Here is a 17,853-nt window from a genome sequence, read left to right on the forward strand (position 1 = left end):
GAGGAATGAATGAAAGGACGCTAAAGGCACAGATTACATATATGTTACTAGGTCAGCAGTTAACAATGTTAATAGACGCACTCTCTGCTCATCCTAAGCTGATTAGATTGATTGAAAAATAATTTTTACATTGGCCAGGGTGATTTCCTATAGTAAATGTGGGTTGATTGAGTAAATTATGGGTTTATTTGTGATGTTTATATTTAAAAAATGGCTTTGGTGTTTACCAAAGCCATTTAAATTTAAAGATATTAGAAATTTCTATTGATTAAGATTGTTTTTAATTTCTTTTTTTCTAAAAGCAAAAAACATAGAAGGTATAAGGTAAGTCCAGTATGCAATAAATTCAATTAGTGATGGGTTTCCGTTGTATCCAAAAAGTGTTTTTAAAAATCCTCCAAATGTGCCTTTTTCATTTATAAATGAATTTATATCATAGATATGCTCTATGATTATTGGGAACCATCCTGCTTCTTGGAGTTCGTGAATACCATAAGCAATTAATCCTGCTGCAAATAAAATTAAAAGAACGTTTGTAACTGTAAAGAAAATGGAAATATTTACTTTTAGTATTCCGATATAGAGAAGGTATCCAAGTACCACAGCAACTACTATACCTAATATTGCATAAATGATAGATGCATCACCAGGTATTGCAGATAGAAAAATAACAGTTTCAAAGCCTTCTCTAAGAATATTTACGGTAACAAGTAAAATTAAAGTTATTCCAAAATTTTTATTTAATGAACTATTAAGCTTATTTTGGATTTCTTTGCCAAAATTTTTATTTTTATGAAGCCACAATATTAGTGTGGTTATAAGAAAGGCACCGATTAAAGAAAAAATACCTTCAAATGCTTCGGCAAAGTGTTCCTCAAGTGTACCTAATATCATACCGAATATAATGCTTGATACGATTCCCAGTGTGATTCCTAAATAGACATGTTTTTTGTAGCTGGAGAGTTTGTTCGTGTTTAAAAATGCAAAAATAATACTGACGATAAGTACTGCTTCAAGCGCTTCTCTAAAAGTGATTATAAAACTTGCCATATGTACACCTCCATTTTTTATTATTGAGAATGATTATCATTTTCAATAATATTATATTATTTTTACTTAGGTTTGTCAATGTCGATTAGTTTAGTCTAAGTTAATAAAACATATAACTATTATAATATTTGTGGTAAAATATTATCTGTGAGAAAGGAGGAAAAAGATGGAACCAGTTGTTGTAGTAAGGTATTCAGAAATTGGACTGAAGGGTAAAAATAGAGGATATTTTGAGAAAAAATTAATAGATAATATTAGAAAGATTGCAAGACCACCTGAAATAAATAAAAGGTATGGAAGGATAATTATAAGACTTAAAGACATGGATTTTGATGAAATAAAAGAAAGATTAAAGTATGTATTTGGAATCCAAAATTTTAGCTTTGCATATGCTGTTTCTCATGATTTAAATGAAATTAAAGAAGCTGTTTTAAAGCTGTTGAAATTAAAATTAAAAAACGAGAAAACTTTTAAAGTACAAACAAAAAGATCATATAAACAATTTCCTATGAACTCTCAAGAACTTAGTGCGCATATTGGTGCCTTTGTTTTGGAAAATTTTGAAGAATTATCAGTGGATGTTCACAATCCAGATATAATTGTTGGTATTGAAGTTAAAGAAAAGGAACTATTTGTTTTTGTTGGAAAAGAACAACTGTATGGTGGCCTTCCAGTAGGAAGCTCTGGAAAGGCAATTTTGCTTTTAAGTGGTGGGATTGATAGCCCAGTTGCAGGTTGGTATATGATGAAAAGAGGAATTTTAATTGAAAATTTAAGCTTTTTGAGTCCACCATTTACTAGCGAAAAGTCAAAAAACAAAATTCTAGAGTTGTCAAATATTTTGTCTAAGTACGTTCCAGATACTTTAAAAACTTGGATTGTTCCCTTTACTCCTGTTCAGCAATATATTAAAACAAATGCACCAGATAAATATTCGCTTATAATACAAAGACGTAGTATGATGAGGATAGCAAATAAACTAGCAAGAAAGATTAAAGCAAAAGCAATTATAACAGGAGAAAATGTAGGTCAGGTTGCAAGTCAAACGTTAGAAAACTTACATACTATAGAGGCTGCTTCTAACTTACCGATTCTAAGACCTTTAATTGGTTTTGAAAAAATGGATATCGTAGAAAAAGCAAAAGAAATAGGAAGTTATGAAATTTCCATACAGCCATATCTTGACAGCTGCGTTGTTTTTGCTCCTAAAAATCCAGCAACAAAATCTTCTATAAAAGAAATAGAAGAGATAGAAAGCAAATTAGTTGAACTTTCAAATTTAGAAGAAAAAGCATTTGAAAATATTGAAAAGCATGTTATAGGGAGGAAGCTATGAGAAAAATAGGAAGTTTCTTTTATACTTTATATTTTCTTATAGGTGCAGTAATTTACATTGTTTTTTATGGTGCAATTGTATTGTTAATAGGTTTTTTAATAGGCCTATTTAATAAAAACTTATCAAGGCGTTTTGTAGTTGGTCAAATTGAAACTTTTGGAAGAATGGCTTTTAAACTGTTAGGAATTAGGGTACACGTGTATGGAGAAAAACCTGAGATAGGAGAAAATTATTTGGTTGTCTCTAATCATCAAAGCGCCCTTGACATTCCACTCATTATAGGTTATGTAGCACCAGTTGCGTTTATTGCAAAAAAAGAACTTGGGAAAGTGCCTGGAATAAATTGGTTTTTAAAATATTTAGGTAGTGTGTTAATTGAGCGCGGAAATATTAGAAAAACGGCAATGGCATTAAAAGAAGTTGTAAAAAAATTAAATGAAGGAGTTCACTTTATTTTATTTCCTGAAGGTACAAGAAGTCCAGATGGAAGTATTTTGCCTTTTAAAAATAGAAGTTTAGAGATTTCATATAAGTACAAAGTAAAAATTTTACCAGTTTCTATATGGGGTGCGCATGAGGTTTTGCCTAAGAAAAGCTTAATTATTAGAAAAAAACCGATTTATATAAAAATCCATGAGCTAGTTGATCCAAATCAATTTGATAGTGAAGAGGAATTAAGAGACTATGTAAGGAAAGTTATTATAGAAGGGGTGAAATTTTTAGAGGGGAGGAATTTAAATGAAAAAAGCAACAGTTAAAGCGGTTGTTCTTGATAAATTAAACAACGCACCTGTTGTTATTTTGGGGATAGAGGGGACAAATAAGATATTACCAATTTGGATAGGGGCTTGTGAGGCAAGTATATTGGCATTGATGCTTGAAAATACAGAATTTGAAAGACCGCTTACACACGATTTGATGATTAATATAATTGAAGGCCTTGAAGCAAAAGTAGAGAGAGTTTACATAAATAAAATTGAAAATAATACGTTTTTTGCAAGAGTTATATTGAAAGATTTAACAATTCCTGAAGAAGAAGAGGAAGGTCATTATATAGAATTCGATGCAAGACCATCTGATGCAATAATTTTAGCTCTAAAGACATCAAGTCCTATATATGTTTCCAATGAACTTGTAAATACACATACAGTAAATTTTGAAGGTGAAAAATTTGATGATGAAGATGAAGAATTTAAAAAATTTGTTGAAAATTTAGACATTGAAGAATTTAAAAGAAGATTTAAAAAAGGTTCACAGGGGGATAATTAATGGGATTTTTAAAAAAAATACTTGAAAAAATTTCTCCATTTTTTACAATGTTAAAAGAAAAATTAAAATTAAATAAGGTAATTGAGTTTTTAAAATCGTTTTATAAAAGAAAAGTTTTGTTTATCTTAACTATTTCAATAGTTGTAATTGCTGTTGCTTTGTCTATTTTGCTTTCTAGAATACTAAGCAAGAATGCAATAGAAATTAAACCAAACCAAGAAATAACTATTATAGAAAATTTACATGTAAATATTCCAAAGGGAGCATTTCCATATGAAAAAAAATTTAACCTTATTCCTTTAACTAAGGATTCAAACCCAGAGATTTTTTCCTCGGCTCCCTTCATAGATGTAGTTTACGATGTTAAAGCAGCTGACGGAAAAACTGATTTTTCATATGTTCCTATGACTTTTAGATATTATTTTCCAGCAAAATATTTTTTGGGGATTGATTATAACAATGTTGCACTTGCCTATATTCCAGACGATGGAAGTGCATTTAGAGTTTTCCCCGGCTGCTACATTGGCTATGATGAGAAAGGATATTTTGTGGAAGCTAAGTCTTTTCACAGTTCTAAGATTGGGGTTGTGGCTTTAACTCCGAAAAAACAAGAACTAGGTATTAAAGTTTTAGTTGAAAAATTAAGTCCAGAGCCTGCGATTTTAATAGTTCCTGGAACAGATAGAAACTTTAAAGGATATTTTAAATCTGATGAAAGTTCAGATTTAAATTTTTGGTCTGTTGCATTTTCAAATAGAACGATAATGCTTTACAATTATCCATTATATGAAGTACGCTCAAAGTTATACCAAGATATGGTAACAGATTACTTTAAAAGATCCGAACTAAAAAGTTACATAGAATTTGAAGCAGAAAGACTAGCTACTGAATTGAAGAGGTTTAAGAACTTTAAATTTGATATTGTAGCCCAAGACATAGGTGGATTAATAGTTACTTACACACTTCTTTTACACCCAGAGATAGATAATATAAGAAGAATTGCATTTGTATCTGTCCCATTTAAGGGAACTAATATTTCAAACCCTGTGTATTTTGCATCACTTTTATATGGTAAAAACCCAAGTGCACTTTCAAAAGTCTATAATTTGGATGATAATGTTATATCTTCGGTTCAAACTCATATTTTTACGTATTTGGAAACTGTAAATACGTATTGGAATGAGATATTACCTAATTCTCGATTGCTAAAAAAGTTTGAAAAATTCAAGTTTCCAGACTCTGTAAAAGTAGTTTCATTTATGGGTACAAGGCCTCCGCTTGGAATAGATATTACAGGAAGTGGTCTTGCAAAATTTTATCCGGAATTGATTAAGGGACAAGGTGATGGAATAGTCTCTGTTGATTCTGCAGCACTTGATGGGGTTCAACTTGTTCAAATAGACGGCGATGCTTATACATTTTATTCAAAGAGTGAGTTTATAGAAAAGTTGAAGGAATTCTTTACTTTTGATGAGATTAAAGTTCCTGAATATAAGGATGATACGTATAGAGAATATGTTTCTCAAACTGAAAAGGAAAAAGAAGTATATCTTTCTAAATTAATTCCTTATAGGTTTTCTGGTGCAACTATTTCTGATTCAATTGTTGTAGAACCTGAAGAAAAATTAGATTATCCTGGAAATCAAATAGCAATTTACAAGTCTGTGGTTTATACGGGTGGGCCTGATGGATTATTTGCAAACGGAACTAAATTAATGGATGGACCAATTTTAAACTTAAAAGAAACTTTTGATGGAGTTTCATTTAGAACAGCAAACGAGATATATTTCTATAGCCCAGCTATTAAAAAGAAATATAATATTGTATACGTTTCAGATTTTCTTGCAACAGCTGAAGGTGTTTATACTGCTGTTCAAGCAGGCGAGATGATAAGTTTCTGGGATCCACGTGGTAATAAAATTGTGGATTTGAAAGGGCAATATGGAAGGATTAAAGTTGACAACAACTATTTGATCTTTTATACAAACAAGCAGATTTATGTTCCAAAATTAGAACTTCTTTTAAATGTTCCTGATCTTGAAAACAAAAGTATTGATATTTCCGATGCTATTATTTACAAAAATGAAGTATTGTCAGTTACACGTAGTTATGGATTTTTATTTTTTGACATAGGTACTACAGAAGGAAACTACGTAGGAGAAGGTTGGATAGGAAATATCAAAATTCATCATGTTGCAAATTACTTTTTGACAATTGGAAAGAATTTTATTACCATAATAGATATTCCTGAAAGAAGAGTGTTAAAGATAATTGAGAAACTTGATTTTGATGTAATAAATTCTGCTACAGATGGTAAATACTTATATTTAGTATCAAAAGATGGTATATATAAATATAAAGTTAGGGAATATTAGAGGAGGTATAGAATGATACATCTATTTTTGGGGCATTATGTTGCAGATCACGGTTTTACTCACAATAGTAAATTGAGGCATTTAAAAGGTTGGAAATTAATTGAACACATGATATGGTCTGTTTTTGCAATTCTTGCATTTACCTTTGATACATTACTCAAAAATGCACCAGTTATTTTATTTACTTTTATTGCAATCCACCTTGTCCTTGATTATTTAAGGGTAAAGGTTAAAAAGGAAAACTTTTATCATTTGATAGAAATTTCAGGCATAGTTTTGGCCCTTATTTTTAATTTTAGTGTTTATAAATATTTTTATACTTCTTATCTCTCAAAAGAATTTGTTTTGTATCTTTTGGGAATGGCCCTTGTAACTACAGCTTTGTCTTACTTTTTTAGAAATTTTTACCCAAAGGATGAAATGTTTGAAGATTTAGAGGGAATTTCTGAAAGACTTGCATTTTTTGTTTTCTTTTTAGCTAACAAGCCTTTCTTTGCATTTTTATCGTTGTTGTTAGGATTTTTGTATAGACTGTGGAAAGTAAAAAAATTTGATCATGTCTGGTGGATAAGTCCTGCATTTGCTGTTGTATTTTCTGCTGTTTGGAAGGTGATAGTTTTTTAGGGGGAGATATGATTGGATAATAAAAAGAGATTACTAATTTATCTTACTTTTGTTTTTTTCACAATATTTTCGTTAATATTAATAGTTAAAATTTCAAAAAAAGATGTTCCTTCAATTGTTTTAAGATCTCCAGGTGCAAGCGAAGTTGTAAAACAAAGAAAAGTAAAATTTTCTTGGGATGTTGATTATAAAAGACAGATTACTTTGTTTTCCCATGTCTTTCTTGGAAACAGCAAAGAATCTATGCAAGAGATTTATTCAGGTATAGATAATAACTTTGAAAAAGTGCTTGAGCCTGGAACTTACCATTGGAAAGTACAATCTAAGTTTGGAAATAAATTAATTGAAAGTAGTATTGCTACATTTACAATAATTAATAATTTTCCAATTTTGGAAGATGTAAAAGCAAGTGTTGATAAAAATGTGGTAAATTTTGAGTGGAATGCCAAAGATCCTGATAATGATGCACTTGCTTATTCTTTATTTTTGTATGATTCTTCTAACAATGTAAACAAGATAGATTTAAAAAATAATTTTTACAGGTTAAATCTTCCAGCTGGTAGATACAGTTGGAAGATTGTTTGTTTTGATGAATTTGGTGGAATGGCAGAATCGAAATTAAATTATTTTGAAATCAAGAGTGAAGAAGAAAAGGTAGATTTTATACCAACCTTTGATATAGCAAAGAAGAAAGATGGATTTTTGATTTCATTTAAGAGATTAGATGGCTATAAATATTATTTACAAGTATTATCAGATAAAGAAAAAGAAATAAAATTGGATAAAGATTTTTATCTTCTTACTGATATTAAAGAGGGAGTTAGGTATAAGGTAAGATTGAAGGTTGAAAATGAGTCTGGCAAAAGGTTTTATAGTCCCTACAAGGAAATCTTTGTTGAAAGTAGAGATAATGTCCCGCCAAATTTTGAAGTTCTTTTTCCAAGGAATGGGTTTAGTGGAATTTCAGATAAAGTAGTGTTTAGGTGGAATATTAAAGATGATAAAGCCGAACCTTCTGTAACTTTGTACCTTGGAACAGAGAAAAATAAATTAAAAAAGATTGTATCTAATTACAAAGCAAAAAGCTATGAGTATAAGGGGCTTTTACCAGACACTACTTATTTTTGGAAGTTGGTTGTTTCAGATGGTGTAAATAGTGTTGAAAGTCCTATTTTCGAGTTTAAAACGGGTCCTTTAGTTGAAATAATTGATGTAATTGGCACAGAAAATGATGACTATGTAAATGATGTCTTGCAAACAAATGATGATATATATATTTTAATGACTAGTGGAGAAAACGTTGTACTACGGGATGTTAGCGGGAAATATAACTTAGATCTAAACATTAAAGGTGAAGGTGTTGATGTTGAAGAAAAAGATGGTGTTTTCTATATATTGGCAAATACCAAAGATGGAGATTACATCCTTTCTGCATTGAAAAATGGTATTTTTCTTTTTAAAAAAAGATATGGAGGAAAATATAAAGATACTGCTAAAAAGTTAATGTTAAGTGATGATGGTATTTACATTTTGGGCGATACATGGTCTGATGATTTTGTACATTTGTATGGTTGGAACGATGTTTTTTTACAAAAACTTGATTATAACGGAAAAGTAATTTGGACTAGAAATTACGGTGGAAGTAAGTTTGATGAAGCTGTAAGTTTTGCAAAGATAAGTAATGGTTATGTAATTGTTGGAAATACCATGTCAAAAGATATGGATATACCTAAAAACTATGGTATGAAAGATATATTTGTTATGTACTTGGATAAAAATTTCACTCCCAAAGTTACAAGAGTTTTTGGCAGCAAAAATAACGATACAGTAAGTGCATTAAATGTTACAGATGGTTTTGTCTATGTTGTTTCAAAGGTATACTTTAATAAAGATGGAGAAACAGAAGATGCAAATATCTACTATTTAAAACTTAATGAGGATGGAGTGCGTTTAGGGGAAAAATTGCTTGGTGGTAGTGGCAATGATATTTGCAATGACATAAAGATTTATAAAGATAATGTCTATTTATTTGGAAGTACTAATTCAAGGGATGGTGATTTTTACACATATTATACGGCAAAAGGCTTTGGAGATTTGTTTATTTCAAATTTAGGAAAATGGACTATAGTAAATGGTGGATATGAAGAAGATGAAATAAAGTATGGATTAATTACAAAAAATGGTATAATATTTATCGGAAATACTAGTTCGCAAAGCGGATTATTTGACAAGCATATAGGGAATGTGGATGTATTCATAGGAAAAATTGAGAGGTGAAAACACTTGATCAAAGACTTTGTAAAGAAAAGATTTTGGTTTTACCTTGCTGGGGTATTTACACTCATTGTTGTTGATACACTTCAACTTGTTGTTCCAAAATTTATTTCCCGTGCAGTTGATAGTCTAAATGTAGAAACACCCGATGTTAATGTTGCAAAAGTTATGGCGCTTGGAATAATTGGAGTAGCAATTGGAATGTTTATTACTAGGTTTTTCTGGAGATTTTTTATAATTGGAAGTGCCAGAAAGTTCACATATGAGGCAAGAAAAATTTTGTACGACAAAATTCTCTCACTTGATATGTCATTTTTTGATAAACATAGAAGTGGAGACTTAATGGCCCATTTTACGAATGACATGAACAACATTGAGAGAATGATGGGGCCTGGAATTGTTATGATGGTTGATGCATCATTTATGTCTGTAATTACGATCTTTTTTATGGCAACTAGTGTTGGATGGAAGTTAACACTTATAGCTTTGATACCTCTCCCATTGATAGTACTTATTTCCCTTGTATTTGGAAAATTTATTTACAAGCGTTCAAAAAAGGTACAGGATACATTTTCTGATTTAAGTGGTTTTACTGAAGAATCGATAGATGGTGTGAGAATTTTAAAAACTTTTTCTATTTTGCAAAAATTTGAAGAAATATTTCAAGTTAAGGCAAAGAATAATTTTAAAGCTTCACTTTCTCTAATAAAAGTTTGGGGAATTATGTGGCCACTTATACATTTTATTAGTTCTATGGCTTACTTTATAACTATTGCATATGGTGGCCCAATGGTTATAAACCAAAAAATTACATTAGGAGAATTTTTTGCGTTTAATAACTATATTGGTATGATAGTCTGGCCTTTGACAGCAATTGGTTGGGTTATCAATATAATTCAAAATGGTAGAGCATCGTATAACAGAGTATTGAATATTTTAAATACACAATCAAAGGTTGTCGAACCTGAAAATCAGAATATAAAAATAGAAAGTATTGATAATATTGAAATTAAAGATCTAAATTTTGCATATCCAGAATCCGATAGACTAGTTTTGAAGAATGTAAATATGAAAATTTCAAAAGGTCAATTAGTTGGAATTGTCGGAACAGTAGGTAGTGGAAAATCTACAATAGTAAAGATAATAAGTAAACTTTATCCTGTTCAAAGAGGTCACGTATTTATTAATGGTTTTGATATAAACGATATTCCATCAAAAATTGTTAGAACGAAAATATCCTATGTTCCACAAGAAACGTTTTTGTTTTCAACGAGTTTAAAGAATAATATTGCATTTGGAATGGAAGATTTTGATGAATGGCAGGTAAAAGAATATGCGATGCTTTCTGCTGTTCATAGTGATATAGAAAGATTTCCAAAAAGTTATGACACGGTTGTGGGTGAAAGAGGAGTTACCCTCTCAGGTGGGCAAAAACAAAGAGTTACGATTGCAAGAGCTTTAATTAGAAATAGTGATGTATATATATTTGATGATTGTTTATCGGCAGTAGATCCTGAAACTGAAGAAAAAATTATTAAAACTTTGAGAGAAAGTATGAAAAATAAAACCATGGTTATTATTACCCATAGGTTGAAAGTTTTGACTAATGCAGATATGATTTATGTCTTTGATAATGGAGAAATAATTGAAGGTGGAAAGCATGATGAACTAATGAATTTAAATGGGCTTTATGCGAAAATGTATAGAAAACAATTGATTGAGGAGGAACTTAGTTAATTTCATAATAACCCTAAAAGGAGGTGTTTGTATGAGGAATTTGAAGTTTTTAGTTGTTTTGATGGTAGTTTTGGCATTAAGTGTATTTGCAGTTAAAATAAGCATTTTCCATGTAAACGATACACATGGTCATGCATGGACTTTTAGTGAATATCACAATCCAAATATTGGTGGATTTGCAGTTATAGCATCCATTATTGATGAAGAGCGTGCTAAGAATCCCAATGTGTTGTTCTTACATGCAGGCGATATTAACACAGGTGTTCCAGAATCAGATTTATTAAATGCATTGCCGGACATTTTCGCACTTAACAGAATGAAGTTAGATGCTATGGCGGTCGGAAATCACGAATTTGATAAACCTCGTGATGTTTTAAAGTATCAAATGAGCATTGCAAAGTTCCCGTTTTTGTCAGCAAATATATATAAAGATGGAAAACCATTCTTTACACCATATATAATCAAAAATGTTGGTGGAGTTAAAATTGCTATTTTTGGTTTAACAACAGAGGAAACAAGCATTCTTGAACCACTATACAGCCAAGATTTAGAATTTAAAAATGCCATAGAGGTTGCAAAAGAACTTGTTCCAAAATTGAGGGAAAAAGCAGATATAGTTATTGCATTAACACATCTTGGAATGGGACAAGAATATGAAGGAAACTATACAACATCTGAAGAACTTGCACAAAATGTTGATGGCATTGACGTAATTATTGATGGACATAGCCATACAAAGCTTGAAAAAGCTAAAGTTATTAATAATACAATTGTTGTTCAAGCATGGGAATGGGGAAAAATTGTTGGAAAACTTGATTTAGATGTTGAAAATGGAAAAATAAAAGAATGGAATTGGACACCAATTCCAGTAAATCTAAAAGTTTATAAAGGCAAAGATGAAAACGGAAATGCTATCTATGAATACGTTGGAAAACCATATGAACCAGCAATGTATGTAAAGGTTCCACTTGATTACTTTGCAAAACTTGGTTCAAAGAAACTTGATACAGTAATTGGTGAAACAAAAGTATTGCTTGACGGTGAAAGATCACATGTAAGATCGGGAGATACAAATCTAGGACACCTTATAACCGATGCAATGCTCTGGAAAACAGGAGCAGATATTGCCTTCCAAAATGGTGGAGGAATTAGAGCATCTATTGAACCTGGAAAAATTACAATAAGAGATATTTTAACAGTTCTTCCATTTGGAAACACAGTATACGTTATGAAAATGAAAGGTTCAGACATAATGAAGGTATTAGAATACGCAGCAAATATACCAGAAGGAAAAGGTGCATTTTTACATGTTGCAGGTCTTACATTTGAAAGCAAAAATGGAAAGGTAACAAAAGCAATGGTTAATGGAAAACCATTAGAAATGGACAAGGTATATAAAGTTGTAACAAATAATTATATGGCTGGTGGTGGAGACGGCTACTCAATGCTTAAAGAAGCAAAAGCAACAGGATATGACACAGGCTTTGTACTAGCTGACGTTGTTGTAGAATACATTCAAAAAGGATTAAATGGTAAGATCGATACCTACGATGATACACCAAGATATATTAGAATAAATGAATAAGATAATTAAAAAGATAAAAGCCCGGTCAGTACGACCGGGCTTTTTACATATTATGATTAAGAAATGTTATTCTCTTGGAAAAACAATAAATTTAAGAGCAGTTCTTGATTCATTTTCAATATTAACATCGGTAAATGCAGGAACACAGACAAGATCAATTCCACTTGGAGCCAAGTAACCTCTTGCAATAGCAATAGCTTTAACTGCTTGATTTACAGCACCTGCACCAATTGCTTGAACTTCAGCCTTCCCTTTTTCCCTAATTACACCTGCAAGAGCACCTGCAACTTTGTTTGGGTTTGAACCTGATGCAACTTTAAGGACTTCCATACTAATACCTCCTTTACAATGTTGTTAAGTAAAATTTTGCTAAGTCTGCGTGGTGGGACTGTCCCGTATGGCGCGCCTGGCAGGATTTGAACCCGCAACCATCGGATCCGAAGTCCGACGCTCTATCCAGTTGAGCTACAGGCGCGTTATACAATAAAAAAATGGGGTGGCTAGCGGGATTTGAACCCGCGACCACCTGATCCACAGTCAGGCGCTCTACCAGCTGAGCTATAGCCACCATCAATAGTTATATATTAAATTTTGGCGCGCCCGGCGGGAGTCGAACCCACAACCCCCGGATTAGAAGTCCGGTGCTCTATCCTATTGAGCTACGGGCGCGCAAATCCTTTTGGAGCGGGCGACGGGACTCGAACCCGCAACCCTCGGCTTGGAAGGCCGATGCTCTACCAATTGAGCTACACCCGCATATGGTCGGGGCGACTGGACTCGAACCAGCGGCCTCCTGTTCCCAAGACAGGCGCGCTAGCCAACTGCGCTACGCCCCGAATTTCAGAGACCGATATTGATTATAGCATAACAAAGAACCTATGTCAATATACTATAAATGTAAATTTTTTTAGATTTTTGTTTTAATATTATAGCACACCACTTATTGCTTTGACAGGGCATCTGCTTTCACAAAGACCGCATCCAAAACACTTTGAATTATCTACGTTAACTTTTTCATCAATTTTTATTGCAAAGTATGGACATACTCTCTCACAAATTCTGCATAAGGTACATTTTTGATGATCTACAATTGGATGATTTGGAGTATATTTTGTCTGATAATCAGTAACTCTTTGAGATTTAACATCTTCAATACTCTTAAAGTTATATTTTTCAAGCTTTTTAGGTAGATTATTAATTATCTTTTCATATATATCTTTTCCATAGATAAGTGCAGAAGACAATAGTTGAACTGCATCAGCACCAGCTAGAAGAAATTCTATTACATCATCTGCGCTTTTTATTCCGCCTACACCTATTATTGTAATATCTTTGAAAGCATCACGGATAGTCTTAACAATGGAAAGTGCTATTGGTTTAATGGCAGGTCCAGACATCCAAACTTGTCCCTTTTCATTTCCAATTAGAATTTTTCTACTTTTAATATCTATTTTTATAGTTGGTCCAAGAGAATTTATGGCTACAATTCCATTTGCCCCATTTTCTATAGCTACTTTTGTAAATTCAACTGGATCAGGAATGTGTGGGCTTATTTTCATAAAGATTGGTTTGTTTGTGTTTTTTCTAATAGCTTTAACTATTTCAGCTATTGTGTTGTAATCTTTTCCTACATAATGTGTTGAAATTTCAAATGCATCTGCAAATGAATCTAATTGTGGTATTAGTTTTTCCATATCTTCTTTTGAATATCCTGCACTAACAATAAGGGGTTTTTTAAGAACTTTTTTGACTTTGGGAAGTATTTCATCAATCCATTTTTCAGGAGGTAATTCTGACCATAGTTCAGCATTCATTGCAAAATTGTTTTCACCATATATGCACGGTCTTGGTACTTGAGCTGCTTTTATCGATATAGTTTTTGTAACAATTGCTCCAACTCCCATTGAATCAATAAACATTATCTTTTCATAGTCTCCAACTAGAGGCCCAGAAGCTGGCATAACTGGGTTATCAATTTTTATTCCAGATATATTAGTTGATAGATCCATCTAATTTCCCCCCTTGGTTTATTTGTTTAATTTTTTCCAAAGATTTTCAGCGACCTTTCTTGCTTGTTTGTATATTTCATTTACTTGCAAGTTTATCTCATAATTTTGCATTAAAATTTTTCCGTTGACTATAACATGAGAAGGTCTAAAATTATCAAATAATCCAAAGATTACATGTCCAAAAGCATTTTCACTATTTAAAGGAGTAGGAGGAGTATATGGAACAATAATTAGATCTGCAACGTATCCAGGTTTAATTTTTCCTAATTTTACGTTTAAATGTTTGCTTGCAATTTCATAAGTATTTGATATTATATTTTTTAAGTCATCAAAGGAAAATGAAAGTGGTGAATTTCCTTTTAATTTCATTGAAAAATAGAGATTTAAAAGTTCTCTTGCAAAATTAAATCCTAGACCATCATTTCCTGCTATAACCTTAACATTGTGTTTTTTCATTAACTTGTAATTTGGCAGTCCAACAGCATTGTTCATATTTGATGAAACATTTAATGCAACAAAGCAGTTCTTTTTTGATATTAATTCAAGTTCTTCTTCTGAAGTATGAACACAATGAGCAAGAATTGAATTTTCTCTTAATAGGCCAAACTTTTCTAATCGATTAATTACACGAAGCCCATATTTTGAAAGGGAATCTTCAACATCGTCTATGCTTTCAGCAGTGTGAATATGAATTGGCCCTTTGTAGCTTTTAGAAATTTTTTCAAGAGTGTTATCAGATAAACTTAGTGAAGCATGAAGACCAAATAATCCAGCATGCATTTCAGACTGTGTCTTTAAAAATTCTAAATTTTCTTCAATACATTCATCTACGTTGAATCTATCACTAGTTTCAAAGCAAAAAATTCCTCTTAATCCAATTTCATCACAAAGAGCATTTTTTAATGTGTTTAAGCTTCCCTTTATTTGTAGTCCACTTGCGTGATGATCAATTACTGTTGTTACACCGTTTTTTATAAATTCGATTCCTGAAACAAGGGCGCTGTAATAGTTTTCTTCTTTTGCAAGTTGTGAATCAAGTTTCCACCAAAGTTGAGTAAGTATATCTTTAAAATTCAAGGGATTAAATGGCAAGTTTAAACCTCTTGCAAAGGTTGAATAAATGTGGGTATGACCAATCACAAAACCGGGCAAAACAAAATTTCCTTTTGTATCAATTATTTGTGGGGCACCTTTAAAATTTTCCATGGGGCCAATGTCTTTTATTTTTTTATCGAATGTTATATAATAATTTTCATGAAAATTTTCATAGTCAAAAATTTTAGCATTTATTATTGCTTTCATAAATCTACCTCCTGATAAAGTTCCCTTTAACTTTATTGGTCAATTTATCTTGATCAATTGTTATAACACCATTTTTAATTACTTTTTCAACCTTTCCTTTAATTTGAATTCCTAAGTAAAGATCGTAATCTGCTTTTGTATGTGACATGTTTATTTTTCCTTTATAATTTGGATTTAATATCACTATGTCAGCATCTGCACCGGGAAGTAAAGTTCCTTTTTTGGGATAAAGTCCGAAAAATTTTGCAGGATTTATGGTAAATTTATCTATTATTTTCTCACCAAATAACGAGTACATTAGAACAAAGGAATGTTCTATTCCGCCGATTCCCATTGGAAGGTTTCCAGTTTTTCTTTTCCGCTTTTCTTTGCTGTTAAATGAGCAGTGATCAGTACCAATTGAGAAAATGTTATCAATATTATTTTTTAATTTTTCGTTTTCATTTTTACTCCTTAGAGGAGGAGTCATAGTGTAAAGATAACCTTTTTTAGATTCATATATACTATCATCAAAGTAAAAATAATGAGGGCAGCTTTCAAAAAAGATGTTTTTGTTTAGAATATCGTTAAATCTATTGTTTATTTCTTCAATTGAGCTTCCGCAAGTTGTATGGACAATATAAGCGGTTGCTTTTGTTTGATTTAAAAACTCGGCAATTTTAATTATTTCAGAGATTTCAGAGATTTCAGGTCTTGCTTTAGAATGAAAGTTTATTGGTACATTTTCAATAATCATATCTTCGTTTTCTGCGTGAATTAAAATTGGGATGTTATAATTTTTTGAAATTTTGAACAATTCAAACATCATTTTGTCATTAGTTCTTCTATTACTTGAAGAATATGCTGTAAAGATTTTTATAGAAGTTGTTCCAAGTTCTTTTATTTTATTTATTAAAGTATTTACGTTTCCTTCAAATTTTCCTAAAGTTGTATGAAATGAATAATCAACAAGAGACTTTTTTGCAGCAAACAAACGAGTTTTAAAAGCATTTTCTAAATCTTCATTGTTTGATATTGGATCTAAAAAATCAATAATGGTTGTAACACCACCAAATAATGCAGATATACTTCCACTTTCAAAGTCATCAACGGAAGTATACTTTCCAAGGTTTAGTTCAAAGTGAACATGGGAGTCAATAAAACCGGGAAGAACAACCTTCCCGGCTGCATCAATTTCTTCTTTACTTTTTTGAAAGTTTGTTGATATATCAACTATTTTTCCTGATTTTATATATAAATTTGCGTTAATATATTTTCCATCGAGGTATAGTTTTCCGTTGATTATACCCAAATCAAACATTATTAGAATCTTCCTCCCATGAGTAGTGTCATTACCGCTTTTGCTGTATGAAGTCTATTTTCAGCTTCATCGTAAACAACAGAATGAGGGCCATCAATAACACTATCGACAACTTCTTTTCCTCTGTCGGCTGGAAGTGCATGCATATAAATCGAATGTTTTTTGGTGAGCTTCATTAATTCTTCCGTACATATCCAATTTTTGTGTTTTGCTTGTTCTGCTCTAATTTCATCGGGATTATCTGAAACAAAGAAGCCACCCCAATTTTTTGGAATTACTATATCTGCATCTACAAATGCATCCTCCATCTTATGAGAAATTTCTAGCTTTCCACCGTACATTTCGGCATTTTTCTTTGCCTGTTCAACAATTTCTGGCATTAGATCAAATCCTTCAGGGTATGCCAGAGTTACATCCATGCCGAACCTAGTAAATAACAATATTTGTGATTGAGGTACCGACAACGGTTTTAAATGGCTTTCAGCATATGCCCAACTAATACCTACTTTTAATCCTCTTAAATTTTTTCCAAATCTTTCTTGGATTGTCATAAGGTCTGCCATAACTTGGAAAGGATGGTAAACATCATCCTGTAGATTCATGACGGGAGCCTTTGAGTGTTTTGCCATTTCATTTAAATATTTATTTCCTTCGCCGAATTTACAGAATCTAATTCCAATACCATCACCGAATCTTGAAAGGATTATTCCAGTATCTTTTGCAACCTCGCCATGGGCAATTTGCATTTTATCTGGTGTTAAGAAAATTCCGGTACCACCCAATTGTGCAATACCAGCTTGCATACTGTTTCTTGTTCGTGTGCTTTCATCAAAGAATATTAAAAACAAAGTTTTGTATAAAAGGTATGGAGTTGGTTCTCCATGGCTGAACTTAATTTTTAAATCTCTTGCAAGATCTAACATAAGTTCTATTTCTTCATTTGTAAAATCCTGTGTGGTTATAAAGTGCCTTCCTCTAAAAAATGTGGACAT

14 protein-coding genes and 5 tRNA genes are annotated in these 17,853 nt (G+C 31.6%); 8 read left to right on the plus strand and 11 right to left on the minus strand.

From position 1 onward, the window contains the following. Nucleotides 1-261: 261 nt before the first annotated feature. Complete coding sequence (locus tag EO083_RS08390) at nucleotides 262-1,050, minus strand: FTR1 family iron permease (protein WP_126993791.1); 789 nt, start codon at nucleotides 1,048-1,050, stop codon at nucleotides 262-264. Between the two features lie 166 nt (nucleotides 1,051-1,216). Between EO083_RS08390 and thiI the strand changes: the two genes are divergently transcribed. From thiI to EO083_RS08430, 8 genes are read left to right on the plus strand one after another with little or no spacing between them, the layout of a single operon-like run. Further along, complete coding sequence (gene thiI, locus EO083_RS08395; protein ID WP_126993793.1) at nucleotides 1,217-2,386, plus strand: tRNA uracil 4-sulfurtransferase ThiI; 1,170 nt, start codon at nucleotides 1,217-1,219, stop codon at nucleotides 2,384-2,386. Further along, nucleotides 2,383-3,144 carry a lysophospholipid acyltransferase family protein gene (locus EO083_RS08400; protein WP_126993795.1) on the plus strand — a complete coding sequence of 254 codons (762 nt, stop codon included), beginning with the start codon at nucleotides 2,383-2,385 and terminating at the stop codon, nucleotides 3,142-3,144. The genes thiI and EO083_RS08400 overlap by 4 nt, the downstream gene beginning before the upstream one ends. Beyond that, nucleotides 3,125-3,655 (plus strand): bifunctional nuclease family protein, encoded by a 531-nt coding sequence (locus EO083_RS08405; protein ID WP_126993797.1) that lies wholly within the window; start codon nucleotides 3,125-3,127, stop codon nucleotides 3,653-3,655. The genes EO083_RS08400 and EO083_RS08405 overlap by 20 nt, the downstream gene beginning before the upstream one ends. Next, on the plus strand, nucleotides 3,655-6,030 hold the full coding sequence (locus EO083_RS08410; RefSeq protein ID WP_126993799.1) for a hypothetical protein: 2,376 nt from the start codon (nucleotides 3,655-3,657) through the stop codon (nucleotides 6,028-6,030). Before EO083_RS08405 ends, EO083_RS08410 begins: the two co-directional genes overlap by 1 nt. Before the next feature lie 12 nt (nucleotides 6,031-6,042). Further along, complete coding sequence (locus EO083_RS08415) at nucleotides 6,043-6,654, plus strand: hypothetical protein (RefSeq protein WP_126993801.1); 612 nt, start codon at nucleotides 6,043-6,045, stop codon at nucleotides 6,652-6,654. 12 nt (nucleotides 6,655-6,666) lie between these two features. After that, on the plus strand, nucleotides 6,667-8,931 hold the full coding sequence (locus EO083_RS08420; protein ID WP_241230028.1) for a fibronectin type III domain-containing protein: 2,265 nt from the start codon (nucleotides 6,667-6,669) through the stop codon (nucleotides 8,929-8,931). A gap of 6 nt (nucleotides 8,932-8,937) precedes the next feature. Further along, nucleotides 8,938-10,665, plus strand: coding sequence for an ABC transporter ATP-binding protein (locus EO083_RS08425; protein WP_126993803.1), 1,728 nt, complete (start codon nucleotides 8,938-8,940; stop codon nucleotides 10,663-10,665). A gap of 31 nt (nucleotides 10,666-10,696) precedes the next feature. Then, the gene (locus EO083_RS08430) at nucleotides 10,697-12,250 is read left to right on the plus strand and encodes a bifunctional UDP-sugar hydrolase/5'-nucleotidase (RefSeq protein WP_126993805.1); all 1,554 of its coding nucleotides are present in this window, start codon (nucleotides 10,697-10,699) and stop codon (nucleotides 12,248-12,250) included. 66 nt (nucleotides 12,251-12,316) lie between these two features. Here EO083_RS08430 and EO083_RS08435 read toward each other — a convergent pair whose 3' ends face one another. The 10 genes from EO083_RS08435 to EO083_RS08480 all read right to left on the minus strand — a co-directional run bounded on the left by EO083_RS08435 (nucleotide 12,317) and on the right by EO083_RS08480 (nucleotide 17,853). After that, complete coding sequence (locus tag EO083_RS08435) at nucleotides 12,317-12,580, minus strand: stage V sporulation protein S (protein WP_004104037.1); 264 nt, start codon at nucleotides 12,578-12,580, stop codon at nucleotides 12,317-12,319. Nucleotides 12,581-12,648: 68 nt separating this feature from the next. Beyond that, nucleotides 12,649-12,725 (minus strand) — tRNA-Arg (locus EO083_RS08440). Between the two features lie 17 nt (nucleotides 12,726-12,742). Further along, nucleotides 12,743-12,818: transfer RNA gene (locus EO083_RS08445), tRNA-His, on the minus strand. Between the two features lie 24 nt (nucleotides 12,819-12,842). Continuing rightward, nucleotides 12,843-12,919 (minus strand) — tRNA-Arg (locus EO083_RS08450). 11 nt (nucleotides 12,920-12,930) lie between these two features. Next, nucleotides 12,931-13,006: transfer RNA gene (locus EO083_RS08455), tRNA-Gly, on the minus strand. Between the two features lie 3 nt (nucleotides 13,007-13,009). Then, nucleotides 13,010-13,086, minus strand: a tRNA-Pro gene (locus EO083_RS08460). A gap of 90 nt (nucleotides 13,087-13,176) precedes the next feature. Then, entirely contained in the window at nucleotides 13,177-14,259 is a 1,083-nt protein-coding gene (locus EO083_RS08465) for a 4Fe-4S binding protein (RefSeq protein ID WP_126993807.1), read from the minus strand. 18 nt (nucleotides 14,260-14,277) lie between these two features. Continuing rightward, nucleotides 14,278-15,561: an amidohydrolase family protein gene (locus EO083_RS08470; protein ID WP_126993809.1), complete on the minus strand. Its 1,284-nt coding sequence runs from the start codon at nucleotides 15,559-15,561 to the stop codon at nucleotides 14,278-14,280. A gap of 4 nt (nucleotides 15,562-15,565) precedes the next feature. After that, a complete protein-coding gene (locus EO083_RS08475; protein WP_126993811.1) occupies nucleotides 15,566-16,861 on the minus strand; it encodes an amidohydrolase family protein in 1,296 nt (431 codons plus the stop codon). Between the two features lie 2 nt (nucleotides 16,862-16,863). Beyond that, a complete protein-coding gene (locus EO083_RS08480; protein WP_126993813.1) occupies nucleotides 16,864-17,853 on the minus strand; it encodes an ornithine carbamoyltransferase in 990 nt (329 codons plus the stop codon).

Source organism: Thermosipho globiformans (assembly GCF_003990895.1).
GTDB lineage: Bacteria > Thermotogota > Thermotogae > Thermotogales > Fervidobacteriaceae > Thermosipho > Thermosipho japonicus.